The 25,886-nt window shown below is 51.5% G+C and carries 24 protein-coding genes and 2 pseudogenes; 17 read left to right on the top strand and 9 right to left on the bottom strand.

All coding sequences use genetic code 11. The features are described 5' to 3' along the window. Together VB712_RS06385 and VB712_RS20405 are read left to right on the top strand one after the other, a co-directional pair. A pseudogene (locus VB712_RS06385) lies at positions 1-103 on the top strand (IS5/IS1182 family transposase); the annotation flags it as partial. 103 nt (positions 104-206) lie between these two features. Continuing rightward, positions 207-521: pseudogene (locus tag VB712_RS20405) on the top strand (hypothetical protein). A 4-nt stretch (positions 522-525) separates the two neighbouring features. Here the strand turns inward: VB712_RS20405 and VB712_RS06380 are convergent. Beyond that, positions 526-1,101 carry a Uma2 family endonuclease gene (locus tag VB712_RS06380; RefSeq protein ID WP_323253282.1) on the bottom strand — a complete coding sequence of 192 codons (576 nt, stop codon included), beginning with the start codon at positions 1,099-1,101 and terminating at the stop codon, positions 526-528. Positions 1,102-1,293: 192 nt separating this feature from the next. Between VB712_RS06380 and VB712_RS06375 the strand changes: the two genes are divergently transcribed. The 3 genes from VB712_RS06375 (at position 1,294) to VB712_RS06365 (ending at position 5,970) form a co-directional block, all read left to right on the top strand. After that, positions 1,294-3,621 (top strand): DUF3488 and DUF4129 domain-containing transglutaminase family protein, encoded by a 2,328-nt coding sequence (locus tag VB712_RS06375; protein ID WP_323253281.1) that lies wholly within the window; start codon positions 1,294-1,296, stop codon positions 3,619-3,621. A gap of 127 nt (positions 3,622-3,748) precedes the next feature. Next, a complete protein-coding gene (locus tag VB712_RS06370) occupies positions 3,749-5,101 on the top strand; it encodes an AAA family ATPase (protein WP_416236276.1) in 1,353 nt (450 codons plus the stop codon). Further along, positions 5,098-5,970, top strand: coding sequence for a DUF4435 domain-containing protein (locus VB712_RS06365; RefSeq protein WP_323253277.1), 873 nt, complete (start codon positions 5,098-5,100; stop codon positions 5,968-5,970). The genes VB712_RS06370 and VB712_RS06365 overlap by 4 nt, the downstream gene beginning before the upstream one ends. Positions 5,971-6,077: 107 nt before the next feature. Here VB712_RS06365 and lepA read toward each other — a convergent pair whose 3' ends face one another. The 3 genes from lepA to VB712_RS06350 all read right to left on the bottom strand — a co-directional run bounded on the left by lepA (position 6,078) and on the right by VB712_RS06350 (position 8,886). Continuing rightward, on the bottom strand, positions 6,078-7,889 hold the full coding sequence (gene lepA / locus VB712_RS06360) for a translation elongation factor 4 (RefSeq protein ID WP_416236275.1): 1,812 nt from the start codon (positions 7,887-7,889) through the stop codon (positions 6,078-6,080). 59 nt (positions 7,890-7,948) lie between these two features. After that, positions 7,949-8,545, bottom strand: a complete 597-nt coding sequence (locus VB712_RS06355; protein WP_323253274.1) for a DUF3177 family protein — start codon at positions 8,543-8,545, stop codon at positions 7,949-7,951. A 119-nt stretch (positions 8,546-8,664) separates the two neighbouring features. Next, positions 8,665-8,886, bottom strand: coding sequence for a Calvin cycle protein CP12 (locus VB712_RS06350; RefSeq protein WP_323253272.1), 222 nt, complete (start codon positions 8,884-8,886; stop codon positions 8,665-8,667). A gap of 311 nt (positions 8,887-9,197) precedes the next feature. On the opposite strand from VB712_RS06350, the gene VB712_RS06345 reads away from it, so the two are divergent. Next, positions 9,198-10,433 (top strand): FIST signal transduction protein, encoded by a 1,236-nt coding sequence (locus VB712_RS06345; RefSeq protein WP_323253270.1) that lies wholly within the window; start codon positions 9,198-9,200, stop codon positions 10,431-10,433. Positions 10,434-10,462: 29 nt separating this feature from the next. Here VB712_RS06345 and VB712_RS06340 read toward each other — a convergent pair whose 3' ends face one another. Next, positions 10,463-10,978 carry a DUF6714 family protein gene (locus VB712_RS06340; protein WP_323253268.1) on the bottom strand — a complete coding sequence of 172 codons (516 nt, stop codon included), beginning with the start codon at positions 10,976-10,978 and terminating at the stop codon, positions 10,463-10,465. A 425-nt stretch (positions 10,979-11,403) separates the two neighbouring features. Here VB712_RS06340 and VB712_RS06335 point away from each other — a divergent pair, with 425 nt between their 5' ends. The 3 genes from VB712_RS06335 to VB712_RS06325 are packed head-to-tail and all read left to right on the top strand — an operon-like array spanning position 11,404 to position 12,496. Continuing rightward, a complete protein-coding gene (locus VB712_RS06335) occupies positions 11,404-11,622 on the top strand; it encodes a DUF2997 domain-containing protein (protein ID WP_416236273.1) in 219 nt (72 codons plus the stop codon). A 53-nt stretch (positions 11,623-11,675) separates the two neighbouring features. Continuing rightward, positions 11,676-12,062, top strand: a complete 387-nt coding sequence (locus tag VB712_RS06330) for a DUF1257 domain-containing protein (RefSeq protein ID WP_323253264.1) — start codon at positions 11,676-11,678, stop codon at positions 12,060-12,062. Between the two features lie 2 nt (positions 12,063-12,064). Beyond that, the gene (locus VB712_RS06325; RefSeq protein WP_323253263.1) at positions 12,065-12,496 is read left to right on the top strand and encodes a ferredoxin; all 432 of its coding nucleotides are present in this window, start codon (positions 12,065-12,067) and stop codon (positions 12,494-12,496) included. Between the two features lie 161 nt (positions 12,497-12,657). Here the strand turns inward: VB712_RS06325 and VB712_RS06320 are convergent, their stop codons facing one another. After that, on the bottom strand, positions 12,658-13,749 hold the full coding sequence (locus tag VB712_RS06320; RefSeq protein WP_323253261.1) for a hypothetical protein: 1,092 nt from the start codon (positions 13,747-13,749) through the stop codon (positions 12,658-12,660). Positions 13,750-14,081: 332 nt separating this feature from the next. Between VB712_RS06320 and VB712_RS06315 the strand changes: the two genes are divergently transcribed. Continuing rightward, positions 14,082-14,615, top strand: a complete 534-nt coding sequence (locus VB712_RS06315; protein ID WP_323253259.1) for a peroxiredoxin — start codon at positions 14,082-14,084, stop codon at positions 14,613-14,615. Positions 14,616-14,764: 149 nt separating this feature from the next. Next, positions 14,765-15,274 carry a DNA starvation/stationary phase protection protein Dps gene (gene dps / locus VB712_RS06310; protein ID WP_323253257.1) on the top strand — a complete coding sequence of 170 codons (510 nt, stop codon included), beginning with the start codon at positions 14,765-14,767 and terminating at the stop codon, positions 15,272-15,274. Here the strand turns inward: dps and hypD are convergent. Further along, complete coding sequence (gene hypD, locus VB712_RS06305; protein WP_323253255.1) at positions 15,271-16,377, bottom strand: hydrogenase formation protein HypD; 1,107 nt, start codon at positions 16,375-16,377, stop codon at positions 15,271-15,273. The genes dps and hypD overlap by 4 nt on opposite strands. Before the next feature lie 136 nt (positions 16,378-16,513). On the opposite strand from hypD, the gene VB712_RS06300 reads away from it, so the two are divergent. The 6 genes from VB712_RS06300 (at position 16,514) to VB712_RS06275 (ending at position 21,966) form a co-directional block, all read left to right on the top strand. Further along, positions 16,514-17,551 carry a thiamine phosphate synthase gene (locus VB712_RS06300; protein WP_323253253.1) on the top strand — a complete coding sequence of 346 codons (1,038 nt, stop codon included), beginning with the start codon at positions 16,514-16,516 and terminating at the stop codon, positions 17,549-17,551. Beyond that, the gene (gene thiS / locus VB712_RS06295; RefSeq protein WP_323253251.1) at positions 17,548-17,751 is read left to right on the top strand and encodes a sulfur carrier protein ThiS; all 204 of its coding nucleotides are present in this window, start codon (positions 17,548-17,550) and stop codon (positions 17,749-17,751) included. Before VB712_RS06300 ends, thiS begins: the two co-directional genes overlap by 4 nt. Next, positions 17,752-18,636: an ABC transporter permease gene (locus VB712_RS06290; RefSeq protein WP_323253249.1), complete on the top strand. Its 885-nt coding sequence runs from the start codon at positions 17,752-17,754 to the stop codon at positions 18,634-18,636. A gap of 27 nt (positions 18,637-18,663) precedes the next feature. Beyond that, positions 18,664-19,548: an ABC transporter permease gene (locus tag VB712_RS06285; protein WP_323253247.1), complete on the top strand. Its 885-nt coding sequence runs from the start codon at positions 18,664-18,666 to the stop codon at positions 19,546-19,548. 119 nt (positions 19,549-19,667) lie between these two features. Further along, positions 19,668-20,750: a spermidine/putrescine ABC transporter substrate-binding protein gene (locus VB712_RS06280; protein ID WP_323253245.1), complete on the top strand. Its 1,083-nt coding sequence runs from the start codon at positions 19,668-19,670 to the stop codon at positions 20,748-20,750. Positions 20,751-20,823: 73 nt separating this feature from the next. Then, the gene (locus VB712_RS06275; RefSeq protein WP_323253243.1) at positions 20,824-21,966 is read left to right on the top strand and encodes an ABC transporter ATP-binding protein; all 1,143 of its coding nucleotides are present in this window, start codon (positions 20,824-20,826) and stop codon (positions 21,964-21,966) included. A gap of 59 nt (positions 21,967-22,025) precedes the next feature. Here VB712_RS06275 and VB712_RS06270 read toward each other — a convergent pair whose 3' ends face one another. Next, positions 22,026-22,199, bottom strand: coding sequence for a hypothetical protein (locus tag VB712_RS06270; RefSeq protein WP_323253241.1), 174 nt, complete (start codon positions 22,197-22,199; stop codon positions 22,026-22,028). Between the two features lie 117 nt (positions 22,200-22,316). Continuing rightward, entirely contained in the window at positions 22,317-25,541 is a 3,225-nt protein-coding gene (locus VB712_RS06265) for an ATP-binding protein (protein WP_323253239.1), read from the bottom strand. Positions 25,542-25,886: the final 345 nt, after the last annotated feature.

Raw genomic sequence — 25,886 nt, 5'->3', positions numbered from 1 at the left:
GTATCGCCGTTTAAGTAAAGACTATGAGCGTCTTCCCCAAATGAGTGAGTGTTTTGTTTATCAAGCCATGACATCTTTAATGCTCAAACGTCTTGCTGTTTAATCTTTTCTTTACAGATACCTTCTACAAAATTATTGACGGTGGCCTTGGCATAGTTGATCGAATGCTATACTTGCCTTTGACACTCAGCCTGAATGGCTAATCTGTGAACACTGAAGGTTTATTGGATACAGGGGCAAGCGTTAATGTTTTGCCCCATGAACTAGGTTTACAATTGGGCTTAATTTGGGAGAACGAACTTCTCTCCGTTTTATTGTCAGGAAACTTGGCTCAATTTGAAGCTCGTGCCGTTGTTGTTAAGGCTTAGGTTAGTTCTTTTCCCACTATTAATCTTGCATTTGCTTGGACACAAGCACCAAAAGTGCCTTTGATTTTAGGGCAGGCAAATTTCTTCTTTGAGTTTGATGTTTGCTTCTTCCGTGGGCGTTCTGAACTGGAAATTCGTCCTAAGCGGGATTAATCCTTCACCACACAAAGCTGAGATCTAATTGAAAACCCGGTAACACTGGCTCACCTTCTAAGCTTGCGGGTTGTGGTAGGACTTCGGGGGGGAGGTTGGGGCGGTAGATGGTGACGGTGCGCTGGGCGCGATCAATCAACCAAGCCAGTTGTACGCCGCTGGTGATGTATTCGGCCATTTTGGTTTGCAGATCGGTGAGGGAATCGCTAGGCGATCGCAATTCCAGGACAAAATCCGGAGCAATGGGGGGGAATTTTTCCCGTTGTTCAGGACTCAGGGCAAGCCAGCGATCGCCCGCAATCCAGGCTAAATCGGGGGAGCGATAGCCACCACCCGGTAGACGAAAGCCCGTGGAGGAATCAAACAGATAGCCCAATTGGATACGACGGTTCCAGAGGACAAATTCCGCTGCAAGTTCAATATTACGATTACCCGTTTCGCCACCAGTAGGGGCCATGATGATTAAATCTCCTGTGGCGTTGCGTTCAAATTTGACATCGGGGTTCTGGCGACAGAGGTCGTAAAATTGCCTGTCGCTAATTTCAAGAATGTTGTGGAGGTCGAGGGTATAGGCATTCATAGCCGGCTGAAGAGGGATTGATCCTAGTTTAATGGATGCTACGGTTACAATCCCCCAGGATGAGGGAGGGAAAACGGTTTTTCTGGAAAGCGATCGCCCCCCCGTGAGGGGATAATCACCAACCGGGTTCCCCGTAGCAACACCTCTGCAAACCCGCTACCCTAACAACAGAGCGATCCTCCCCCAGCCCCTATGAACCATCCCCCTTTAAAGCGTCTTCCCTTCCTCTCCTCCCTCTGGACTCGCCTCGCCAATACCCCCCTGCCGGTGACGGAGGAATCGATCGCCCTGCGGATTTGGGTGCAGGTTTTGGTGGTGATCGGCATTATGGCCACCGATGTGGGGGCCTCAACCCAGATGAGTGTTTGGGCGATTCCCTTCAGTTTTGTCGGCACGTTCTGGAGTTGGCAGCGGCGCAAACATCGCAACATTACCGCTAAGTTTTTGATTGCGATCGGGATGTTGGCGGCTCTGGCTTATTTTTTCGGTAATTTACTCGCCAACATCAACGACACTCGCCTGGTTTTAGCCGAATTGCTGATTCAATTGCAGGTGCTGCATAGTTTCGATTTACCCCGTCGTCAGGATTTGGGCTATTCGATGGTGATTGGCTTGATCCTTTTGGGGGTGGCGGGGACGTTAAATGAAACCCTGGCCTTTGGCCCCTTTGTGATTGTCTTTTTGGCGGTGGCGTTGCCGATTTTGTGCCTCGATTATCGCTCGCGCTTGGGGTTTGCCCCCGTGGATCGCCGCCGTACTCCAGCCAGTCAGGAGCGATCGCCCCTCCTGCCCCTACGTTTACCTCAATTGGGCCTGTTTTTTGGGATCACCCTAATCCTCGGCTTGGTGGTTTTCGCCCTCATGCCCCGCTTCCCTGGCTACCAACTGCAAACCCTTCCCGTTTCCACCTCTGAAGCTTTTGAGTATGAGCGATTTGGGGACGGCAATCGGGGCATCATCAATCCGGGCCAAGGGGAAACCGATGCCTCTGGGGGCGAAAACGGCGAGGCTGAGGCAGGGGAAGCGATGATTTACTATGGGTTTAACCGTGAAATTAATCAGTTGCAGAATAGTAGCGGTGTAAAAGAACAAGAACCCAAGGTGCTGATGCGGGTGCGATCGCAAGCTCCGGGGTTTTGGCGCGTCCTCTCCTTTGACCATTACACGGGGGAAGGGTGGGAAATTTCCCGTGATGAACAGTTAACGACGATCAACCGCCCCGCTTGGTCTTACCGCTTCTATGTGACTCCCCCCGATCCCCCAATGATCTCCCGGCAAGTAATCCAAACCTTCACGATTACGGCCCCGATGCCGAACCTGATCCCGGCTTTATCTCACCCCAGTACCCTCTATTTCCCCACGCCAGAAATTGCCCTTGATCCGGAAGGGAGTATGCGGGCCCCCATTCCTTTGGCGGCGGATCTCACCTATACGGTCATTTCCAACGTACCTGATCGCGATCGCACCGCCCTTGGCAAGGCTGGCACGGATTACCGCGCTGCCATTGCCAAATATTATTTAGAAATTGACCCAGATTTAGCAAAATTCCTGCGGGCTGAGGCGGAGGCAATGTTAGCCAGCACCCCCAATCCTCGTCGTAACCCCTACGAAATCGCCCTCTTCCTTGCCCAGGAATTAAAGCAGCGCTATGTAATTGCCACAGACTACCCCATTTTTCCGGGGGATGATGTGGTACGGGCATTTTTGCGCAATGGGGGGGGCTATCCTGACCATTTTTCGACGGTGCTAACCATGATGTTGCGCTCTCTGGGGATTCCGGCACGATTAACAGCCGGTTTTGGCTCTGGGCAGTTTAACCCCTTCACGGGTTTTTATTTGGTGCGCAATACCGATGCTTTTGTGCTCACAGAGGTTTATTTTCCCCAACATGGTTGGTATAGTTTCGACCCGATGCCGGGCCATGATCTTTACCCTGTGTCGGTGGAGGATTATGAAGCCTTTGGGGTGTTGCGGCAGTTTTGGGATTGGGTGGCGGGGTGGTTGCCTTCTCCGGTGACGGCGGCTTTTGCGATGGTATGGGGGGCGATCGCTACTTTCCTGGGTCAAGCCATTGAGCGGTTTTGGGCGTTTATCTCCGGCAGTGCCATCGGTTTTCTGTTGGGAACCAGTGGGGCGATCGCCTGTGGTTTATTGGCCTGGTTAGGGTGGCAACGGCTCCGGGGTTGGGTGATGGTCTACCGTTGGCGACGGTTGCCCCCCATGGAGCGGATCTATCGGCAAATGGTGTGGATGCTGACCATGGTCGGGGAACGGCGGGCGATTAAAATCCGCAAGCATCGCTACCAAACCCCCCAAGAATATGCGGATGGATTGCGATCCGCGATAGCGCACCCATCGCACTATGATCTGGCAACGATGGCGATCGTCGATGCCATCACCGCCGCCTATGGTCAATGGCGCTACGGCGACCAAACCCCCGATCTCGCCACGTTAGAGGCCCAACTCCACCAACTCCGCCGCCTCACCCGCCCCCAACCCCGCCGCAAAACCCCGGTTTAAGTGGGGCTACGTTGCTGATTCTGTTAAAGTGGGTGAAAATGATCGTTAATGTTAAGCAGTCTAGATCTGTGGATTCAAAAACGGTCAAGCTCACCCCCAAGGGGATGAAGTTTCTCGGAGGAAAATGATAAAAATTCAAAAAATATCTGTCGAGGGACTGTTTGGCATTTTTGATCATGTCATTGCGTTAAACCTGGATGAAAGAATTACGATCATCCATGGCCCGAATGGATTCGGCAAAACAGCAATCCTCAGAATGCTAAATGCCTTCTTCAATTCTCAATATTCACTATTCAAAACAATTCCTTTTAGTAAATTTCGTATTGATTTTGATAATGGTGATGCTATTGAAGTTTTAAAAAAATCAGATTCCATCAGGAAAAACGAAAAAGAAATCATCGATTTTGATTTTTATAAATCAGGAGATAGCAAAGCTTCTAATTCCTTTAACGTTGATCAAATTGAAGATAATGTTCTTTTTCAAACTATTAACAACAATTATTTTCAAAGTAATATTGACGAAATCCATAATTCTAGAACTTACATTGATAGTGCTTATTACTTGTCTTTAGAAAAATCTGGATGGGTAGAATACTATGATTCTTCTGTCCCAATATTAAGTAGATCACCAGAAGAACCTGAATGGTTAGAATACATCAAACAGGATGTCAATCTTCGCTTGATTGAATCCCAACGCTTGCTCAACTTGGCTTCCAGGCAATCTTCAAGATCAGACAATAAAAAAACGCCGTTGTCAACTGTTTCTGCTTATTCTGAAGAAATCGCAGAACTGATTCAAGCTAAACTAACTGAATACGGAACAACCTCTCAATCTTTAGATCGAACATTTCCAGCAAGAGTTGTTCAGCAAAAACCTTCTCACAGTATCACTGAAGAACAGCTTCGTAATCAATTAATTGAGCTTGAAGAGAAACGTTCACGATTAATTCAGGTGGGTTTATTAGATCAAGCAGAAAATTCAGATTTTCAAATTCAGCCTGGATCTATTGATGAAACTACTCAAAATATTTTATCAGTTTACATTGAGGATGTAGAAAAAAAACTCGGTGTTTTTGAAGAGGTTTTTCGCAAAATTGAGTTGCTAAGGAGGATTATTAATAAGAAATTTTCCTATTCTTTTAAAGTAATGAATCTTAACAAAGAAACAGGGTTTGTGTTTAGCACAAATCACCAAGTTTCCTCAAACCCAAAAACTATATCTCCCACTGATTTATCATCGGGTGAACAACATGAGTTAGTGCTACTTTATGAATTACTGTTCAAGGTTAAACCCAATTCTCTTGTATTGATTGATGAACCTGAACTATCCCTTCATGTGGGATGGCAATCCCAATTTTTACAAGATCTAAAAGAAATTACAGAACTTGCTGATTTAAATGTTTTGATGGCTACCCATTCTCCAGATATTATTCAAGACCGCTGGGATTTGACCGTAGAACTGAAAGGCCCTGAAGTATGAGAGAAAATCTGACCGCTGACCGTGAAGCCAATGCAATTCGGATGAAGCGAAGTACATTTGCTGGTGTATTTCTTTTGGTTGAGGGTAGCACAGACAAAGTTTTTTATGAACGATTTGTTAAAAAAGATTGTTGTAATGTAATCGTTATTTCAGGAAAACCATCGAGCAAACTCAAGAGCATTAGTGTTTTGAGTATTTTAGAAAAACAACAGTTCCAAGGAGTCTTAGCAATTGTTGATGCAGATTTTGATCATCTCGAATCCTCTGTACCCAATATCCCCAACTTAGTGCGGACAGATACCCATGACTTAGAAACAATGTTGCTCCAATCGTTGGCTCTTGATAAGGTGATCGCTGAGTTGGGTTCAGAGGAAAAAATTGCTAAATTTCGAGATATCAGAACAGCACTCCTTGATGCTGGAATGCCCATTGGCTATCTGCTCTGGATTTCTAAACTAGATGAATTAAACTTGACCTTTAATAATCTTGAATTTGGCAAATTCATTGATAAAAAAACACTAACACTTGATGAAAGTGAACTAATTCAACACATCAAAAATAAATCCCAAGCATTTACACTGAAAAACGAAGATTTGCAAAAACGAATCCAAGAACAAAGAGATGAAAGCCATGATCCTTGGCAAGTTTGTTGTGGGCATCATTTGGTTGAAATTTTATCTCTTGGCTTACAGAAAGCAATTGGTTCAATGGAAGCCAAGAAAGTTGAAGCCGATGCTCTGGAGCGTGAGTTGCGGCTTGCCTATGAAAGTTCATATTTTTGTCAAACACAAATTTATGCGTTGATTCGCCGCTGGGAAAGCGATAATCCGCCCTTTAAGGTTTTAAGGGGTGAACAAGACAAAGATTAACAAAGTGGGGAGGGGCGAAAGATTTTTCGCCCCTACAAGTGAATAAATTCGTGGGGTGGGAATTGCCCACCCTACAAGGTTTTTGGTGTAATTTTGCGGGGTTTTGTTTAGCCGTTGTCGATGCGCAGAACTGCCATAAAAGCCTCTTGGGGAACATCCACTGTACCGATGGATTTCATCCGCTTTTTCCCTTTGGCTTGTTTTTGCAAGAGCTTTTTCTTGCGGGAAATATCGCCGCCGTAGCATTTCGCTAACACATCTTTACGCAGGGCAGGAATATGTTCACTGGCAATCACCTTAGAACCAATAGCAGCCTGAAGGGGAATTTTAAACTGATGGCGGGGGATTAATTCCTTCAGTTTTTCCACCAACGAGCGGCCCACATTGTAGGCTTTATCGCGGTGGACAATCATCGCTAAGGAATCCACTGGATCACCATTGACAAGAATATCCAACCGCACTAAATGATTGACCCGATAGCCGATGACATGGTATTCCATGCTCGCATAGCCCCGCGATCGCGACTTCAATTGATCAAAAAAGTCCGTCACCACTTCCGCGAGGGGGATTTCATAGAGCAAGGTGGTGCGCTTACTGGTGAAGTAGCGCATATCTTTAAATTCACCCCGCCGGGTTTGGCAAAGATCCATCAGCGTTCCCACATATTCCTCTGGGGTGATAATTTCCAGATGAATATAGGGTTCTTCGATTTTTTCCCGCACTTGCGGATCAGGGAGCGTGCTGGGGTTCTCAATTTCCATCACCTCCCCCTTGATCGTCGTGATTCGATAGACCACCGAGGGGGCGGTGGTGATTAGATCCAGGTTGTATTCCCGCTCTAACCGCTCTTGGACAATTTCCATGTGGAGCAATCCCAAAAAGCCGCAACGGAAGCCAAACCCCATGGCACTGGAGGTTTCCGGCTCGTAGGCCAGGGCGGCATCGTTGAGGCGGAGGCGTTCGAGGGCTTCGCGGAGATCTTCGTATTGGTCGGAATCGATGGGAAAGAGGCCGCAGAAAACCATGGATTTGGCTTCGGCGTAGCCGGGGAGGGGTTCGGCGGCGGGGGCGGTGGCGAGGGTGATCGTATCGCCCACGCGGGCATCGGCGACGGCTTTGATCGCGGCGGAAATATAGCCCACTTCCCCGGCGTGGAGGTCATCGACGGGGATTTGGGTGGGGGACAGTACACCCAATTCATCAATATCGAATTCTTTCCCCGAAGCCATCAGGCGGATGCGATCGCCCTTCTTTACCGTGCCATCCATGACCCGGAAATAGATAATTACGCCGCGATAGGGATCATAATAACTATCAAAAATTAAGGCCCGCAGCGGTTCGTTGACTGTATCCGCTGGGGGGGGAACGAGGTGGACAATGGATTCTAAAATTTCATCAATGCCGATCCCCTGTTTCGCAGAAGCGAGGATCGCGCTACTGCAATCGATGCCCACCACTTCCTCCACTTCTTCGAGGACGCGCTCCGGCTCTGCCCCTGGTAGATCGATTTTATTCAACACCGGGATAATTTCCAGGTTGCTTTCCATGGCCAGATAAACATTGGCCAGGGTTTGGGCTTCCACCCCTTGGGAAGCATCCACCACCAAGAGCGCCCCTTCGCAGGCAATGAGCGATCGCGACACCTCATAGGAAAAATCCACATGGCCCGGCGTGTCAATCAGGTTGAGGACGTATTCTTCCCCATCTTCGGCGGTGTAGTTCATCCGGGCAGCCTGGAGCTTAATCGTAATCCCCCGTTCCCGCTCTAAATCCATGTTGTCGAGGAACTGCTCTTTCATTTTGCGGCTTTCGACCGTGCCGGTAGCTTGCAAGAGGCGATCGGCCAGGGTGGATTTACCATGGTCGATGTGGGCAATGATCGAAAAATTACGAATCCGATGGGTGGGAACGTGGGTCATGATGGGGCGATCGCCTACAAGCTTAACGTTCACTTATCTTAACGCGATCTGCCCCGTCCCTATTGCTCAATGGCCGAGCGGCCCCGTTTCCCTAACCGGGTGATCATAAACGCCGCAAAGTAAAGGAGATACACCGTTAAACCCACCGCCCCCAAAAAGCCGAGAAAACCGGGGGATGTGTTGCGGTGGAACCATTCCCGATAAAGAAAGGGGGCTTCGAGCCAAACCCGACAAAAGGGGGTGCGCAATGCCGCACCGGAAAAGGCACAGGAAAGAAAGGGAATCGTGACCAACGTGCCTATACCACAGTAGACCGACACCGCCCATCGCCAACTGGTGAGGGCGAGTTTAAACGCCCCTGGGGGTTGGTCTTCAATTTCTTCATTAATATCCGCCCAAAACCAAAGGGAAAGCGGGATCAAGATCCGGGCGAGAAACCCGGTGAGATAACCCACCGGCCAAGCCGCAATCAGCAGATAAACGGTGATCCCCAAAAGACTGGCCACCCGCCAATAGATAATCAGCAATTGGGTGAGCGTGGCTTGTTTGCGAAACAAGGCCCAGATCAACAGCACCAAGGGGATCGCCACAGTGAATAACACCGCTAACTTATAATCCAGCCACACCCAGGGCTGAAACCAAACCTGCTCATCCATGGTTGATCCTTAACAATAAATTCATCTCAACAGCCCCAACCATTGTAGGGGCTGTTGATCCCCAAACAAGAACAGCGAGGCTTAGGGCCCCGCTGTTGCGGCATTAAAGCGCGTTTCGTTTAGTCGTCATAGATGCGGCATTCTGCCGCGTCGGGGTTGGCATCACAGTATTGTTCGAGGGAGTTTTTTTCTTTGGTCTCGCGCTTGTGGGCTGCTTCCGCTTGCAGTTCTTCCACCGCGTCCCAAGCGGCGGCGCATTCTGCGGAAGTTGCGCCTTCGGTGCTGCACATGGCCCGGGCTTGCTCCCGTTCTTGGTCAATTTTTTCTTGAATGTTGCTCATGAGTCCTCTGAGATTAATATCACCGCTAATCTTACTCGGATTGAGAACGTCCATCACCAAACGCGGTGGATGGACATTTTTATAGATGAGATTAACGCTTACCTACAACTGGCTTTGTTGATCATCTTAGCGAATCTCTCCCCGTTGGCGAGTGGGTCGATCAGTTTCCTTAATAGTTAAATTTCGCTGCTGCGGCTGATCCCTTGGGGCGAGGTTTTGACTTTTTTGTTTTGGCCCCCCTACTATGAGGGGATGTCATGATCGCTGTTATCTCCGGTCTATTGCCTGTTTTCAGGTTCTTGAGCAAATCCATGAGTGACTCCTTCCAATGGTTGAATGCCTTTTCGACTCGTCCCTCCCTGGAGGGGGCGATCGCCGAGGTGGTGGCCCAATTACAAGGTGCTCTATCAAGAACTCCTGACTTGGGGATCATCTTCATCTCCTCTGCCTATGCCACAGACTATTCCCGCTTGGTTCCCCTGCTGCGGGAAGCCTTGCCCATGGGCTGTTTAATCGGTTGTGGGGGGGGTGGGGTGATTGGGGTAGATGGGGATGGCCAGGCGATGGAAGTGGAGGAAACCCCCGCCCTGAGCTTAACGGTGGCAGTATTACCGGGGGTGACGGTGCAGCCCTTTTATCTCCCAGTGCATCAATTACCCGATCTCGACAGTCCCCCCCAAGCTTGGATTGAAGCCCTAGGGGTTGATCCCAGTACAAAACCTAGTTTTATTGTCTTGGCGGATCCCGGTAGTTCCCAAATTACCGATTTGTTGGAGGGGCTGGATTTTGCCTATCCGGAGGCGGTGAAGGTGGGAGGTTTGGCGAGTGGAAGCCTGCCGGGGATGCCCGTGGGATTATTTTTTGATGATGAGTTGGCCCCGGATTGGGGGTTAATGCGGGAGGGAACGGTGGGGGTGGCCTTGAGTGGCAATATTCAGCTAGAAACGATTGTGGCCCAGGGTTGCCGTCCGATTGGGGAAGCCTATCGGGTGGAGCAGGGCGATCGCAATATCCTCCTTCAGATTTCCGACCCCGATGGCACTTGGCATTCCCCCCTCACCTTGCTGCGGGAGTTGATCAAGGGCTTGGATGAAGAGGATCAGGTTCTAGCGCAGAATTCCCTCTTTATTGGTGTGGTGCGGGATGTGTTTAAAACCCAGTGGAATCGGGGGGATTTTTTGATCCGCAACTTGATTGGCGTAGATCCCAAGGCGGGGGCGATCGCCATTGGCGATCGGGTGCGCATCGGTCAACAGGTACAATTCCATCTCCGCGATGCTGATGCCTCCCTCGAAGACTTAGATTTTCACCTTAACACCTACCCCGCAGCCCATCCTCGCCCTGCTGGAGCATTACTGTTTTCCTGTTTGGGCCGGGGTGCAGGTCTCTATGGGAAATCCCATGTAGATTCCCGTCGTTTTCAACAGCAGTTTGGCCCGATTCCAGTGGCGGGCTTTTTTGGCAATGGGGAAATTGGCCCGGTGGGGGGGCGATCGTTCCTCCACGGCTATACCTCCGTATTTGCCCTAGCCCATCCAAAGTATTAAATGGATTGAGCAACTAAAATGCAGCCCCGCTAGACTAAGAGTCTACGGAGTTTCTCCAAATTGCGACGGGCCACGAGGGCATCACAGGTTCCTCGGTGGCCAATGCAGTAATCGAGGAAATCAACGATGGCGGCGATTTGCGCCGCTGTGAAGGCATTAAGAAACCCCACCTTGGCAAAAACGTGATGATTCACATCTAGGGCGTAAATCGTGTAATCCCCAATCACAGAATTGCTGGTGCGATGATTGCGAATTGTCCAAATCATATAGGCCGGCAAATAAAACCGAAACCCCTCCACATCGGTAAAGGAAAACGTCCCCATAAATTCCTCTAGGGTGGCATCAGGGATGCGTTGCCAATCTTGCCGCTCATCATGCTTGGCCCTTTCCAGATATTCCGTGGCGCATTGATAGGAGTCGTAATATTCCGTCATGCTGAGTGATATCCCTTTTCCCAACTTCACCCCGGCAAAGGCTTCCCGAATCCGGCGGATCAGGGCAGATTCACGGATGTTGAGATGGGCGCGGTTAACGGGATGATCCATCGCAGGGGTTAAGGGGACTTTTGATCAGGATTGTAGTCATTTTTTTACAGAACAAGCGTTCGCTATAATCTGCAATCCAGTTGTATCGTTGATCTACGTAGGGGCAGTTGACTTAAAATTTAAATTTCTGCGCCCCTGCACCCCCCAGCGCTTTCCACGATCTGATTTCAGCGGATTCCAGATAACGACATGGAGCCGGGATCTCCGAGACAGACGAAGGGATGGGCGATCGCCCCCTTAACGCCAACCCGATCCTTGGGGGAAACTAACGGGAAATTGCAGTGATTGACTCCACTAATCCTAAATTTTGTTAAGATTTACGAACTATTAACACCCCTAACCCCTCAAGGTGCGTTAGATCCTAAGGGGAAAGGCTTCTTTTTTAAAGAAGAAGAACATCCATTCTCGTCCAGGACTCTTTTCCGATGACCATGGAAACCCTCGAATTTGTCATTTATCCAGACGGTCGCGTCTTGGAGACGGTGACGGGCATTATTGGCGCATCCTGCCAAGAGGTGACAGCCGCCATTGAAGCCCAATTGGGCCGCGTGGTTGCCACCGAAACCACCGCTGATTACTACGCCACCGTCGAGGAATCAGCCACCACTGTCACCCCACAACAAACCCATTGGGGCCAGTGGTAATTTTTTAGCATTCACTGTTTTTCAATTTCCCACTTTTATCTTGTGAGCCAACCATGTCCCATTTCAGCACTGTTAAAACCCAAATCCGCAATTTAACCTCCCTGAAAGCTGCCCTCAGCGACCTCGAGATTGATTGGAAAAATGGCCCCAGCCCAGTACGCGGCTACGAGGGCCAAACCCATACCGCTGATGTGGTGGTGGAGCAGGAGAATCACTACGACATCGGTTTTAGTTGGAATGGGCAAGCCTACGAGATGGTGGCTGATCTGCAATATTGGCAACAGCCCCTCTCGGTGGATGGGTTTTTACAGCGTGTCACCCAACGCTATGCCTACCATACGGTGTTAGCGGAAACCGAAAAACAAGGGTTTCAAGTGACGGAAGAAAAGAATAACCAAGATGGTTCGATCCGTCTCGTCGTTCAACGGTGGAGTGCATAACGATGACGGATTTTGACGCAACGTTAGAGCCTAATGGATTAGAGCCGGAATTGGGGGGGATCTTTCGGGATGCCCCCGATCGCACCGGATTTGAGCCGGAACTGGGGGGAGCGTTGCGTCAAAAGGGGGTCTATGTGGATGAAATCACCTGTATTGGCTGCAAACATTGCGCCCACACGGCCCCCAATACGTTCTATATTGAGCCGGACTATGGCCGAGCGCGGGCGATTCGTCAGGATGGCGATCCCGAAAGTCTGATTACCGAAGCCATTGATACCTGCCCGGTGAACTGTATCCATTGGGTGGATTATACGGAATTGAAAAAATTAGAAACAGAACGGCAGTATCAAGTGATTCCCATTGCCGGTTTTCCCGTGGATATGTCCGTAACGGCGGCCCATAATCGGGTGAAGCGCGATCGCACAGCCCAATGATGAAGGCAGAAGGATGAAGGATGAAGGCAGAAAGGGGAATCTCTCTTGGCCTAAGGGTTCTGCCGTCGGGTACTCGATCAAATCTGCGTGGGGGTGTTGGTGTAAGCCTGCCGGAGGGACAAAAATTTTTCGCCCCCATTTCGCCCCTACAATTTTTTGCCCTAAAACGGATAGCGATCGACGATTTGATCGTTGATGATCTCATAGCCCCATTCTGGATGTTTGGCGATTTGTTGGGCGATGAGATTGCGGCCTAATTTGGTGCGGTATGCCTGTTGGAGCAGTTCTAAGCGGGGGATCGCATCAGGGGATTCTGAAGGTAGGGGGAGAGATTCCGGCGGTGAGGGGGGGGATGGGGTCAATTGACTGAGCTTGGCCATGACGGCATCTTTGGTAATGGGGGGGCGATCGCGAAAGGCTGGGGGGAGATAGGGAGCCGCTACCCCCTGTTTTTGGGCTGCAAGGGCTTGATCGGCGAGGCGATCGCACTTGCGCAAAAACCCATCCCACAAATCCTGTGCTAACACTGGATTGCGCAGATCCGCCCGCGCCCTCGCCACTGCCGCCTCCAGGGGTTCCCCTTTTTGCACATAGTATTGCACCCGCTCCTCCTCAAAGGCGGGATAGGCCACGCCGGGCTGAATTTCCCAATCCCGCTGCACTTTCTGACTTGATCCCAAGGGTTGCCCCTGGCTAAATTCATCCCAAAAGGGCGACCAAATCCCCTTGGTGATGCCATCAATTACCCAAAACTTCCGCTGATCAGGATGGCGATCGCCCTGCTCGACAAAATAGGCCAGCAAGGCCCGCCCAAAGGCCGCCAACTCCTCCCCAGACCGCCAAGGGCCAACAAATTTATAATCTGGGGCCACGGCGGGAGTGGGGCGAGGCGATCGTTGCACGGGAAAAAAAGCATCCCCCACGGGAGCCGGGGGCTGAGGGGCTTGGGACAATACCCCCACCTGAGCCAGGAGCGATTCCGGCTCTAGGCAAGCCTCAAAGCCCTGATCTGGCCCCTGCCGTTCCCGATAGACCCCCCGCTGATGGAGTTGGGCCAAGCCATGACTGAGTTCTGCGGACGTGAGGCCCGTGGCGGTACTAATGACCTCTGGCTCAATCTTGGCCCAAACCCCCGCCCCCACCGTTTCCAACCAATGAACCACAAAGATCGCCGCCGCCACCCCCCCTGTAACCCTTGCCAGGTGGGGGAAATAGGACAAAGCCGGGCCAAAGCGGGGATCGGAAGTGTTCATGGCAACGGGGAACAGGGAACAGGGAACGGGGAACAGGGAACGGGCAAAAGTAAGCCTCTTTACTTTTATCTTTTACCTTTTAACTTCTACCTTTTAACTTCTACCTTCCCACCAATGCTGTAGGGGCGAAAAATTTTTCGCCCCCACGCCGATATGCGATCGCGCAGCGTCTCCGCAGGAGTATCGCATACCGATCAACTCCCCATTTCCCATTCCCTGTTCCCTATTGCCTATTCCCCGTTCCCCACAAATAAGTATAAATACTTATTGTAATTAATCCTAGTTAAGAACTATTCTTAGAAACAAGCAAATGTTATTACCCCACAAAAACCATGGCAGTTATCGAAAAAGTCCCCAGCGTTGTCTTTAAAACCCGTGTTCGTGACGAATCCATCGAAGGCCCCAACCCCTTCCGTTGGCAGGATCGCACCACCGAAGAACTCTTTGCCGGTAAGCGCGTTGTCGTTTTCTCCCTCCCTGGAGCCTTCACCCCCACCTGCTCCTCCACCCACCTGCCCCGCTACGAAGAACTCTACGAAGAAATCAAGGGCCAAGGCGTGGATGAAATCATGTGTATTTCCGTCAACGATGCCTTTGTGATGTTCCAATGGGGCAAACACCAGGGGGCCGATAAGGTCTTCCTCCTCCCCGATGGCAACGGCGAATTCACCCGCAAAATGGGAATGCTCGTCGATAAATCTAACCTTGGTTTTGGTTTGCGCTCTTGGCGTTATTCCATGGTGGTGAACGACTGCACCATCGAAAAAATCTTCATTGAGCCGGGCTACGAAGACAACTGCCCCGCCGATCCCTTTGAAGTGTCTGATGCTGACACGATGCTCGCTTACCTCAAAGGTGCGAAGTAGCACCCCCCGTTCTTACTGCGAACTTCAGTCCGCATAAGCTAACTTTGATCTAAACGGTAGGGCTTGGGTTTTTGCTAACGATCGCAACAACCCAAGCTTGCCATTTTCGGATTGATCCCACACTCACGCTTATTTTTGGAGGTTACGCAATGACTGCAACCGTACCGAATATCACTCAAAAACTTTACGCCACCCGCATTGATCTCCCCCAGGAGGTGCGATCGCCCGTGATCAATATTCTCAGCCAAACCCTGGCCACCACCCTCGACCTCAAAACCCAAGCCAAACAGGCCCATTGGAATGTCAAGGGCTTGGACTTCCTCCAACTCCATGAGCTTTTCGATGAGTTGGCCGGGGAATTAGAAGCCTATGTGGATCTGGTGGCGGAACGGATCACCGCTTTGGGGGGGACGGCCTTGGGAACCGCCCGCATTGCCGCAGCCGCTTCGATTTTGCCGGAATATCCCCTGGATATTGCCGACGGTGTGGCCCATGTCACCGCTTTGGCCGATCGCTTTGCGGCCTATGGTCAGCACCTCCGCCGCGCCATTCACCAAACCGATGAATTGGGCGATGCGGATACCGCCGACCTTTACACGGAAATTTCCCGCACCATTGATAAACGCCTCTGGTTCTTAGAGGCTCACCTCACGAACTAGACAGTTACGGGGGTTTGGCGATAGCGATAATAGGCCGCACAGGCCCCCTCCGAGGAAACCATCGGCGCACCCAGGGGCCGCTCCGGGGTGCATTTTGTGCCAAAAGCGGGGCAATGGTGGGGCTTTTTCACCCCCCGGAGGATCTCGCCGCTAATACATTCTGTGGGGGCAACAGCAGACTTAACGGTATTCAGTAACTCGCTAAACCGTACCTGAGCATCATACTCGGCAAATTCCGGACGCAACTTCAAACCGCTGGCGGGAATTTCGCCAATGCCCCGCCATTGTTGAGGGGCGATCGCAAAAACTTGATCCATAATGCGTTGAGCCGTCGGATTCCCCCCCCGCTGCACCGAACGAGCATACTGATTTTCACAGCGGAATTCCCCCTTTTCCAACTGCTGAATACAGAGATAGAGGCCCTGGAGAATATCCACCGGCTCAAATCCCGTCACCACAATGGGGATCTGATACTTCGCTGCAATGGGTTCATATTGCTCATAACCCATGATCGTACAAACATGGCCGGCGGCCAGGAAGCCCTGAATTTGGCAGGCCGGATCGCTCAAAATTGCCTCCATGGCCGGCGGCACTAAAACATGGGATACCAACAGAGAAAAGTTGGTAATGCCCATTTGTTGGGCTTGATAAACGGCCATGGCTGTGGCGGGGGCGGTGGTTTCAAAGCCGACGGCGAAAAAGACGACGTGGCGCTCGCGCTCCTTTTGGGCAATGGCTAAACAATCCAAGGGGGAATAAACAATCCGCACATCCCCCCCGTGGGCCTTCACTAACAGCAAATCTTCCTCCGTTCCCGGTACGCGCAACATATCCCCAAAGGAGCAGAAAATAATTTCGGGCGTTCGCGCCAAGGCAATGGCCTGATCAATAATCCCCATATCCGTCACACAGACCGGGCAGCCAGGGCCATGGATCAGCGTCACCCCAGAGGGGAGAAGCGTATCGATGCCATATTTAACGATCGCATGGGTTTGGCCACCACAAATTTCCATAATTTGCCAGGGGCGGGTCGTGATGCGGGCGATCGCCTCAGCATAATCTTGGGCAAGGCTCCCATCGCGGTATTCTTGAACGTACTTCATGGGCAACAATCGGGATCAGGGCTAGGCTTGATCCTAACCAGTTCCCCCCATCCTGGGGGGGAATCTTCCACTTGTTTTTGAGATTGCTGCTCTCGATTCTGTCCTAGGATAGGAATTGATTTGCCCCTGACCCCGTATGACCCCCACCCCCCAACAAGCCATCTATCGCATTCTCGATGCCAACCTCGATCGCGCCCGCGAGGGGTTACGGATCATCGAAGAATGGTGTCGCTTCGGCCTCAATGATGCCCAACTTACCCAAGATTGCAAAGCCCTGCGCCAAGAACTGGGCCAATGGCATAGCCCCGAACTGCGGGCCGCTCGCAACACCCCCAGCGACCCCGGCACGGCCCTCACCCATCCCCAAGAAGAAACCCGCGCTGATATTCAAGACCTGCTCCACGCCAACCTTAGCCGCGTTCAGGAGGCCCTGCGGGTTTTAGAGGAATACGCCAAACTCTACCAAACGGAAATGGCCGCCGCCTGTAAACAGATGCGCTATCGGGTTTATACCCTGGAAAGCAATCTCAGCGGTGATGATGATTTGCGCCAACGCCTGGAAGCGGCGGCGTTGTATTTGGTAACAGCCCCCTCGCAACAACTCTTTGCCATTGTGGAAGCGGCATTACAGGGGGGGTTAAAACTCGTGCAATATCGGGAAAAAGACGCAGATGATCAGATTCGTCTCGCCCAGGCGCAAAAATTGCGGGATCTCTGCCATCAGTACGGCGCATTATTTATCCTCAATGACCGCATTGATCTCGCCCTAGCGGTGAATGCCGATGGCGTACACTTGGGCCAACAGGATGCCCCCATTGCCGTTGCCCGCGCCCTGTTAGGGCCGGGGCGAATTATTGGCCGCTCTACCCATAATCCGGGGGAAATGGAAAGAGCGATCGCCGAAGGGGCGGATTATATTGGCGTGGGGCCGGTGTATGAAACCCCCACGAAACCAGGCCGTACCGCCGTGGGGTTGGATTATGTCCGCCATGCGGCCCGCAACTGCCCGATTCCCTGGTATGCCATCGGCTCCATTGATTTAGAAACCTTGGGGGATGTGATCCAGGCCGGGGCGCGACGGGTGGCGGTGGTGCGGGCGATTATGCAAGCACAGGATCCCCTCGTCACCACCCAACACCTCACCACCTATCTAGAACGGATGTACGGGCGATGATCACGATCCAAGTTAACGGTAAACCCGTCACCTGTACCGCCGCCACCCCCCTGTTTTCCCTACTGGAAACCTTGGCCCTCAATCCCCGCCTGATTGCCATTGAATACAATGGCGAAATTTTACACCGCCAATTTTGGCAAGATTGCCGGATGGGGGAGGGCGATCGCCTCGAAATTGTCACCATTGTGGGAGGGGGCTAAATGTTCAACCGTCTGCAAACCCATCTATCCACCGCCACCAACCGCCGCCGTTTAAATTTAGCGGTGCTGGTGATCCCAGCCACAGTTTGGCTGTTTTTCTTTTTCGTCCTCCCCCTGTTCATGGTGCTGCTCTATTCCGTTTTGGAAAGGGGAACCTATGGCGGCATTCACTGGCAATTCACCCTCAGTAACTATCAACGGTTGTTTAACCCGATCTATTGGGGCGTGTTGGGGCGATCGCTCTGGTTAGCATTATTTACCACCGTTGCCTGTTTACTCGTCGGCTATCCCCTTGCCTTCTTCATCGCCAGCCGTCCCCCCCAATGGCGCAATACCCTCCTACTCTTGGTGATCATCCCCTTTTGGACGAACTTTCTCGTGCGGATCTATGCCTGGATTATCATCCTCCGCCAAGAAGGGGTGATCAACGTCCTCCTGTCCAGTTTGCACCTGATTAACCAACCCCTGGATCTGCTGTTTAACTCCTTTGCCGTCACCGTCGGCCTCGTCTATGGCTATCTCCCCTTCATGATCCTGCCCCTCTATGCCACTTTAGAGCGGTTCGATTTTTCGCTTTTGGATGCAGCGCAGGATTTGGGGGCCAATGACCTGAAAACCTTTGTGCGCATTGTTCTCCCCTTAACATTGCGGGGGATTGTCGCCGGTTCGCTCCTTGTGTTTATCCCCGCCGTCGGGGAGTTTATCACGCCGGATATTCTCGGCGGAGCGAAAACGCTGATGATGGGCAACTTGGTGCAAAACCAGTTTTTGGGAGCGCGGCATTGGCCCTTTGGTTCGGTGCTGTCGATTGTAATGATTGTGATTGTGTTAATCCCGATTTTGATTTACTTTCGGGTTGCCGATGAAAAGCTCAAAGCCAACTAAACCCATGCCTTTACCCCTAAAATTACCGTGCGCAACGCTTTAACCCTTGAACGCCGCTGGGATCTGGCGATCCGCTTCCTCGGACGGGTGGGCCTGTGGGGAATTACCCTCGCCGCCCTGCTGTTTCTCTATCTGCCCATCGCCATTTTAGTGATCTATTCCTTTAATACCTCCCGGATGAATGCGGTGTGGCGGGGGTTTACGCTGGATTGGTATCGCAGCCTGTTTGCGGGGATTGGCGAAAGCGGGGCCGATGTAATTACAGGGCAGATTTGGGATGCGCTGTTTAATAGTTTGTGGGTGGGGGGCATTGCCACGGTGGTGGCGACGGTATTCGGCACAATGGTGGCTTTAGCCCTGGAGCGGTTTAAATTTCGCCAGAAAACGGCTTTAGAGGCCTTGCTCTTTCTGCCCATTATCATTCCCGACATCACCATGGGCATTTCCCTATTGGTGTTTTTTAGTTTGGTGTTTCAGTTGATCCAGACGGTGACGGGGGTGCGGCTCGTCTTGGGGTTGCCGACGGTGATCATTGGCCATATTGCTTTTAATATTTCCTATGTGGCGGTAACGGTGCGATCGCGCATTGCTGAACTTGACCCCGCCCTTGAGGAAGCAGCCCAGGATTTAGGGGCCAATGAATGGCGCACGTTCTACCGGGTGACATTACCGTTAATTTTCCCCGGCATCCTCAGCGGCGCGTTGCTGGCCTTCACCCTCTCCCTCGATGACTTTGTGATTACCTTCTTTACCGCTGGGGTGGGTTCGACAACGCTGCCAGTGTTTGTCTATGGCATGATCAAGCTCTCGGTAACACCGGCCATTAATGCCATCTCCACCCTGATGCTGATGGCCTCGTTCCTGATTGTCCTAGCCTCTTTGGCCCTCCAGCGGCGATCGCTCCAGCTTTAATCCCATGGATTAAGAAGCGGTTTTGCTCGCTTCTGTATAATGGGGTGGGTTGAAGGTGACAGGGCCCCAAAACCCCAATTCCTCCTTGCTGATCACATTTTTTAGGTTGAATAAAGGCTATGAAACGACTGCTCGTGTTTGTGCTTCTGTTCCTCTTCGGAGTCATGATCCCCGTCGGATGCACCGCTGACAGTCCAGATACCCGCAATCCAGGGCGCACGGACACGAATGTTCTGAGTATTTATAACTGGTCAACCTATATTGATCCTGATGTGATCACCCAGTTTGAGCAGGAATATGATGTGCGGGTGCAATACGACACCTACGAAAGTAATGATGCCCTGCTGGCCAAAATTCAACCAGGCAACCCCGGTTATGACATTATTGTTCCCACATCAGATTTTGTCGAAGGGATGGCGGCTCAAGGCTTGCTCAAGCCCCTCAATCATGACAATATTCCTAACTTGGCGAATGTCGATCCCGCCTTTTTAGATACCCCTTTCGATCCGGGTAATCAATATAGTGTACCCTATCAGTGGGGAACCGCTGGGATTGGCTATAACATCGAGGCGACGGGGGAAGAAATCACCAGTTGGGCGCAAATGTTTGATCCCAAGTTCGCCGGTAAGGTGGCATTATTGGAAGATTCTCGCGCCATGTTGGGGGTTGTCCTGATTGCTTTAGGGAAGAATCCCAATACTACAGATCCAGCCGAAATTAAAGCCGCTGTGGACTACATTGTTGAGCATAAAGATGTGGTGGCCACCTTCGCACCGGATACGGGTCAGGATTTACTCAATCAGGGAGAAGTGGCGATCGCCGTCGAATGGAGTGGTGATGTTTTTCAAGTCATGGAAGAAAACGAAAACATCCGCTACGTGATCCCGGAAGAAGGGACGATTGTTTGGACGGATAATCTCGCCATTCCTACCGGTGCTCGCAATCCGGAAATGGCGGAAAAGTTTATTAACTTTATTTTAGAGCCGGAAATTGGCGCGAAAGTTTCTAACTATGTCAAGTTTGGTAGCCCCAATAAAGCTGCCATTGAGCAGGGTTTAATTGCAGAAGAGGATCTCAACAATCCCGGCATTTATCCTTCCCCAGAAACCTTTAACAATCTCGAATATGCTCAGGAGTTGGGGGGGGATACCCAACTGTTTGATGATGCTTGGACAGAGTTAAAGGTGGCCATTGGCCAGTAGGGCATCGCATTGAGCCATGAAAATTCAGGGGAAGCCTATTCCCCCTCAGGGGCAGATTAGGGAGATAAAAAGCATGAAACTAGCCATTGAATTGGTGGATGTCGGAAAAACATTTCAGGGACAAAATCAGCGCGACTTTCGGGCCATTGATCAGTTAAATTTACAGATTCGCGATGGCGAATTTTTTTCCCTCTTGGGGCCCTCCGGTTGTGGAAAAACGACGATTTTGCGCATGATTGCCGGGTTTGAATCCCCCACTGTGGGAGAGGTGTTTATTCATGGGGAGGCCATGGGCGATCGCCCTCCCTTTCACCGCCCCGTCAATACCGTTTTCCAAAACTACGCCCTCTTTCCCCACCTCACCGTCGCCCAAAACGTCGCCTTTGGCCTGGAAATGGAAGGAGTTCCCCAGACGCACATCCGTTCCCGCGTCGGCGATGCCTTAGCATTGGTCAAACTCAACGGTTTAGAAAATCGCCACCCCCGCCAACTCTCCGGCGGCCAGCAACAACGGGTGGCCCTGGCCCGGGCCTTGGTGAAGCAACCGGAGGTTTTACTCTTTGATGAACCCTTGGGGGCATTGGATCTCAAACTGCGGAAAGCGATGCAGTTGGAGTTAAAAGCGATGCAGCAGCAGGTGGGCATTACGTTTGTCTATGTCACCCACGATCAAGAAGAAGCCCTAACAATGTCCGATCGCATCGCCGTCCTTTCCGAAGGGAAGGTGTTGCAAGTGGGGACACCAACGGAAATCTATGAGGAACCCTCCTGTCGGTTTGTGGCGGATTTTATTGGTGAAAGTAATTTCCTCATCGGTCAGGTGATTGAGCAGGCCAATGGGGGCCTGGTGGTGTTGGTGGATGGGGAATTAACGCTCTCCGTTCCCTATGAGCCAGAATTGCCCGTGGGTAAAGTGATTACCTTGGTGATTCGCCCGGAAAAGGTGACGATCCACCCCCAAGCCCACCATGACCCTCTCGCTCTCCAAGGCACAATCCGCGATGTGGTCTATTTGGGTACAGATACCCGTTTTGTTGTGCAGTTGACCTCAAAAAGTACGCTGATTATCCGTCGGCAAAACCTCCATCCCGGCAAACTCGACACATTTACCCTAGGGGAAGCGGTGAAGATCCGCGTTGCCCCCAATAGTATGCGGGTGTTACCAGAGGGGTCTTTGGGGCCAGAAACCGCCTCCGGCGTGTTAAATCTGCCCTAAAATGCCTAGGGCTGTACCCCTTTGGTACAGCCCCAGGCATTGAGCCAATAAGATTGTCGTTAAATGTAGCTGTCAGCAAGGTTTTGACCAAGCTTGAGACAGGCAGCGGTGTTCCAGGGATCCTGCACCCGTTTGTGGCTCCGGCGGGTCGTGGGGCTACCGTAGGCTTCGCCGAGGCTTTGGCTGAGGTGGGTGAGTTTGGCGGTAGTCCAGGGGTCTTTAATCTTATGCATAAATTTTGATACCATTAACGCTTTTCATAACTTGATGATAGCGTATTTTGAGAATTTCCGTATCATTAGCTACAGTTTTTCAGGGAATTTTCGGAATTCTTCAGAAGGGGCGGCAGGCTAAACCATGACGGAACGTTGGTAGGTGGCGATCGCCGCCCGGATCGTCTCCAAACGAATGGGTTTATGGAGATAATCATTCATCCCGACGGTAAAACAGGCTTGGCGATCAGCGGGGAGGGCATTGGCGGTCATGGCGATGATCCAGGGTTGATGGACAAAATCGCGGCGGATGATCTCCGTGGCGGTGAGGCCATCCATTTTCGGCATTTGCATATCCATAAAAATTAAGTCGTAGGCTTGCTGTCCCAGAGCTTCGAGGGCAATTAAACCATTGTCCGCCACATCCACTTGATAGCCAATTTTGTGCAACATCAGCTTGGCGAGCTTTTGGTTCACGGGGTTATCCTCCACCACAAGAACTTTCAGGGGAAAATCATCACCGAGGTTGGCGGGTGGGGGGGGCAGCACCGGCGGCGCGATCGCCCTTTTAACCTCGGCTTTGTCGGCTCTGAGGGTAAAATTCACCTGGGAGCCGGGGTGATAACCCGTCGGTTGAGCCTGCTCCGGCGGCGGGTTTCCAGCCATTTGGCCACCACTTTCAATCCAAATTCTGCCCCCCATCAATTCAATTAAGCGGTGACAAATCACCAGCCCTAAACCCGTCCCACCATATTTACGACTGATGGAGTTATCCCCTTGGCTGAAGGGTTGGAAGAGGCTTTTAATGTGTTGGGGGGTAATGCCAATGCCGGTATCCGAGATCGTAAAGTGGAGTTCAATGGGATCAGCCTCAGGAGCCGGGCAATGGAGGCGAATCGTAACCGACCCCTGCGGCGTAAATTTCAAAGCATTGCTGATTAAATTGAGCAGAATTTGCCGCAACCGGGGGCGATCGCCCACAATCTCCATCGGCACATCGGGGTCAATGGCCACCGAGAAGGCTAATCCTTGATCGGTGGCTTGTTTGCGGAGTAAATCACACACCGAATGGAGGCAAGAACGGGGGGCAAAGGGTTGCTGCTCTAGCACCAACTTGCCCGATTCAATTTTAGAAAAATCAAGAATATCATTAATCACCACCAGGAGCGCATCACCGCTTTCGCGGATCGTTTGCAAATAATCCGCCTGGATCGGCGTTAACTCCGTGGCGGCCAACAATTCCGCCATACCTAACACCCCATTCATCGGCGTGCGGATTTCGTGGCTCATGTTGGCGAGGAATTCACTTTTGGCGCGGGTGGCGGCTTCGGCGGCTTCTTTGGCCTGGATCAGGGCTTGCTCCGTGGTGTGGCGATCGGTAATATCCCTGGCGGCGGCGTAGATCAAATTATCGCCCCGCAACGTCGATCGCCATTCAATATATTTATAGCCACCGTCCTTGCTGCGGTAGCGGTTGACAAACCCTAAAACCTGCTCCCCATCTTTCAAATCGGCCATCCTGGCGAGGGTGGCGGAGACATCCTCGGGATGGACTAAATCCAGGAATTGACATTCAAGCAATGTGTTGAGGGAATAGCCGAGGATATCGCTCCAAGCCCGGTTGACCTTGAGAAAATACCCCTCTAAATTGGCAATACACAGCAGATCGAGGGCGGTATCAAAAAAGCCTTCCAGTTCGTTGGTGGTTTTGAGCAGTTCGTCATGGAGGTGTTTCCGTTCGGTGATGTCAACGTAGGCGATCGCCACCCCATAATTGGCCAGGGGAATTGGGGTCGCACTGACCATGATCCAACGGGTGATGCCATCGGGACGAATAATGCCCATTTCCACATCATGGACAAAGCAATTTTCCTGTAGGGCCCGCACACTGGGAAATTCTGCCGCTGGCATCGGGGAACCATCGGGGCGGATGATCTGCCAATCGGGGCCATCCACCTGTTGATCATTGCAGGCTCTGCCCAGAATGGCATCAGATGCGGGATTGCCTTCAATCAATTGCCCCGCTGCATCGGTAATCGAGATCCCCACCGGGAGATACTCAAACAGCGTTTGATATTTTTGCTCAGATTCTGTGAGGGCGGTGGCAAAGGTGTTGAGGGCTTGTTGGACTTGGTGGGCCATTTGGTTAAAGGCCGTCGTCAGGGTGTGGATTTCAGCGATCCGCGCTAGGGTTCCCATCGTCCCCCCCACCTTTAGCTCTCCTGCCCATGTACCCTGGGCCATCCGCTCACTGGCTTCGCTTAACCGCAGCAGCGGCCCAGTAATCCAGCGGGCCGTTAAGAGTCCTAAACCTGTGGCTATCACTAATGTTAAACCGCACAGCAGCCAGGTTTGGCGACGGTTAGCCCAAATTTCACCCATAAACTCCGCTTTGGGAACGGCAATGACCACCAGCCAATGCAAACCGTGATCATCTTGATAGGGAGCAACATAGACAAACGTCGGTTCAGTCCCCTGGAAGTGGAGAATTTGGGGTGTGGTAATGGCGGTTAAACGCCCAAATTGTGCGTTGAGTTGCCCATAGACCTCGCGGATTAAGGGCGAGGAACTGCCTTGGGCATGGAGGCGTTGGGCCTGGCCATTGCCCACAGGGGTGGAGATTGGGGTGGCGCAACTGGCCACCACTAACCCCGATGGCTCCAGAATGACAAACTGTCCTAATTCTGTGGTGTTAATCGTGCTTAAAAATTCGCTAATCTCTTGGAGGCCGAGATCAATGCCCAACACCCCTAAGAGGGCTTGGTTCTCGTCGTAAATGGGGATGCTCGTTGAAATACTGAACACATCGGGGACATCGGCCCAGCTATAGATTGCACTCCACAGGGGCCTCCCTTGGGCGACGGCATCGGTGTACCAAGGGGTGTTGAAAATTTGTGAATTTTCCAGCGTTGTCAATAAACCCGTGCGATCGCCCTCTCCATTGGCGGTATACACTTGCAGATCTCCGGGCTGCTCAGGGGTCATCTCACTGCGAATCAATGCCCCATCCACATAGCCCGCCCCCACAAACCCACCATCTTCGCTGCCATAATTCACATAGCTAAACCCGTGGAATTTGGCCTGTTGATGAAAATATTTCCCAAGGGACTCACGATCCTCCAGGTTGAGGACTCCGGACTCAATGGCCTGTTGATTGAGGTGGTTGACTATTCTGGCGGCTCCCAGATATTGCTCTAACCGTTGCTCGACGCGATCGCCCATTTTGCGCAGGAGGCGATCGCCCAGCCGCGAAACGGCCTGCTCACCACTGCGATCGGACCAATACCCCACCAAACCGACGGCTATGACAATTTGCACCACAAAGGGAATAATCAATACCCAACGCAACGGTATTTTCAGCATGGCAACAGTGGGAGAGAGGGGAAAAACCCGGACGGAATTGGCAGGTTTGCTCAATTATAAACGGCGATCAACGGCTCCAAACTTCCCCTCAAAACCCCCTATGGCTGGATTTTACCGTTGATCTAGATGGGCTAGATCCCTATTTTTGGGATTGAATTAAAAATCAACATTCATAACTGAATGTAATTAAAGCTACAGACAAAAAACTTGAATCCCTGCAAGATCAACGGGTTTATGTAGCGATCTTGCCCATTGTTAGAGTCTAACGCAACCGCAATGACATCGTATTTTCCCCTGTTAAGGACTAGACTTTCGGCGGTGAATCCGCTAAGTATGTAGACTCAA

The organism is Spirulina sp. CCNP1310 (assembly GCF_034932185.1).
GTDB lineage: Bacteria > Cyanobacteriota > Cyanobacteriia > Cyanobacteriales > Spirulinaceae > Spirulina.
Note: the sequence above shows the minus strand (reverse complement) of the source record. Positions and strands in the feature narration are given on the sequence as shown.

Bases quoted from the DNA above. Each gene is read 5' to 3' on its own strand.
- VB712_RS06320 (WP_323253261.1), bottom strand. From the start codon at position 13,749: ATGAACACTTCCGATCCCCGCTTTGGCCCGGCTTTGTCCTATTTCCCC.
- thiS (WP_323253251.1), top strand. From the start codon at position 17,548: ATGATCACGATCCAAGTTAACGGTAAACCCGTCACCTGTACCGCCGCC.
- VB712_RS06330 (WP_323253264.1), top strand. From the start codon at position 11,676: ATGTCCCATTTCAGCACTGTTAAAACCCAAATCCGCAATTTAACCTCC.
- VB712_RS06325 (WP_323253263.1), top strand. From the start codon at position 12,065: ATGACGGATTTTGACGCAACGTTAGAGCCTAATGGATTAGAGCCGGAA.
- VB712_RS06315 (WP_323253259.1), top strand. From the start codon at position 14,082: ATGGCAGTTATCGAAAAAGTCCCCAGCGTTGTCTTTAAAACCCGTGTT.
- VB712_RS06275 (WP_323253243.1), top strand. From the start codon at position 20,824: ATGAAACTAGCCATTGAATTGGTGGATGTCGGAAAAACATTTCAGGGA.
- VB712_RS06345 (WP_323253270.1), top strand. From the start codon at position 9,198: ATGAGTGACTCCTTCCAATGGTTGAATGCCTTTTCGACTCGTCCCTCC.
- VB712_RS06340 (WP_323253268.1), bottom strand. From the start codon at position 10,978: ATGGATCATCCCGTTAACCGCGCCCATCTCAACATCCGTGAATCTGCC.
- VB712_RS06300 (WP_323253253.1), top strand. From the start codon at position 16,514: ATGACCCCCACCCCCCAACAAGCCATCTATCGCATTCTCGATGCCAAC.
- VB712_RS06290 (WP_323253249.1), top strand. From the start codon at position 17,752: ATGTTCAACCGTCTGCAAACCCATCTATCCACCGCCACCAACCGCCGC.
- dps (WP_323253257.1), top strand. From the start codon at position 14,765: ATGACTGCAACCGTACCGAATATCACTCAAAAACTTTACGCCACCCGC.
- VB712_RS06365 (WP_323253277.1), top strand. From the start codon at position 5,098: ATGAGAGAAAATCTGACCGCTGACCGTGAAGCCAATGCAATTCGGATG.
- VB712_RS06335 (WP_416236273.1), top strand. From the start codon at position 11,404: ATGACCATGGAAACCCTCGAATTTGTCATTTATCCAGACGGTCGCGTC.
- VB712_RS06270 (WP_323253241.1), bottom strand. From the start codon at position 22,199: ATGCATAAGATTAAAGACCCCTGGACTACCGCCAAACTCACCCACCTC.
- VB712_RS06380 (WP_323253282.1), bottom strand. From the start codon at position 1,101: ATGAATGCCTATACCCTCGACCTCCACAACATTCTTGAAATTAGCGAC.
- VB712_RS06350 (WP_323253272.1), bottom strand. From the start codon at position 8,886: ATGAGCAACATTCAAGAAAAAATTGACCAAGAACGGGAGCAAGCCCGG.
- lepA (WP_416236275.1), bottom strand. From the start codon at position 7,889: ATGACCCACGTTCCCACCCATCGGATTCGTAATTTTTCGATCATTGCC.
- VB712_RS06375 (WP_323253281.1), top strand. From the start codon at position 1,294: ATGAACCATCCCCCTTTAAAGCGTCTTCCCTTCCTCTCCTCCCTCTGG.
- VB712_RS06265 (WP_323253239.1), bottom strand. From the start codon at position 25,541: ATGCTGAAAATACCGTTGCGTTGGGTATTGATTATTCCCTTTGTGGTG.
- VB712_RS06355 (WP_323253274.1), bottom strand. From the start codon at position 8,545: ATGGATGAGCAGGTTTGGTTTCAGCCCTGGGTGTGGCTGGATTATAAG.
- hypD (WP_323253255.1), bottom strand. From the start codon at position 16,377: ATGAAGTACGTTCAAGAATACCGCGATGGGAGCCTTGCCCAAGATTAT.
- VB712_RS06280 (WP_323253245.1), top strand. From the start codon at position 19,668: ATGAAACGACTGCTCGTGTTTGTGCTTCTGTTCCTCTTCGGAGTCATG.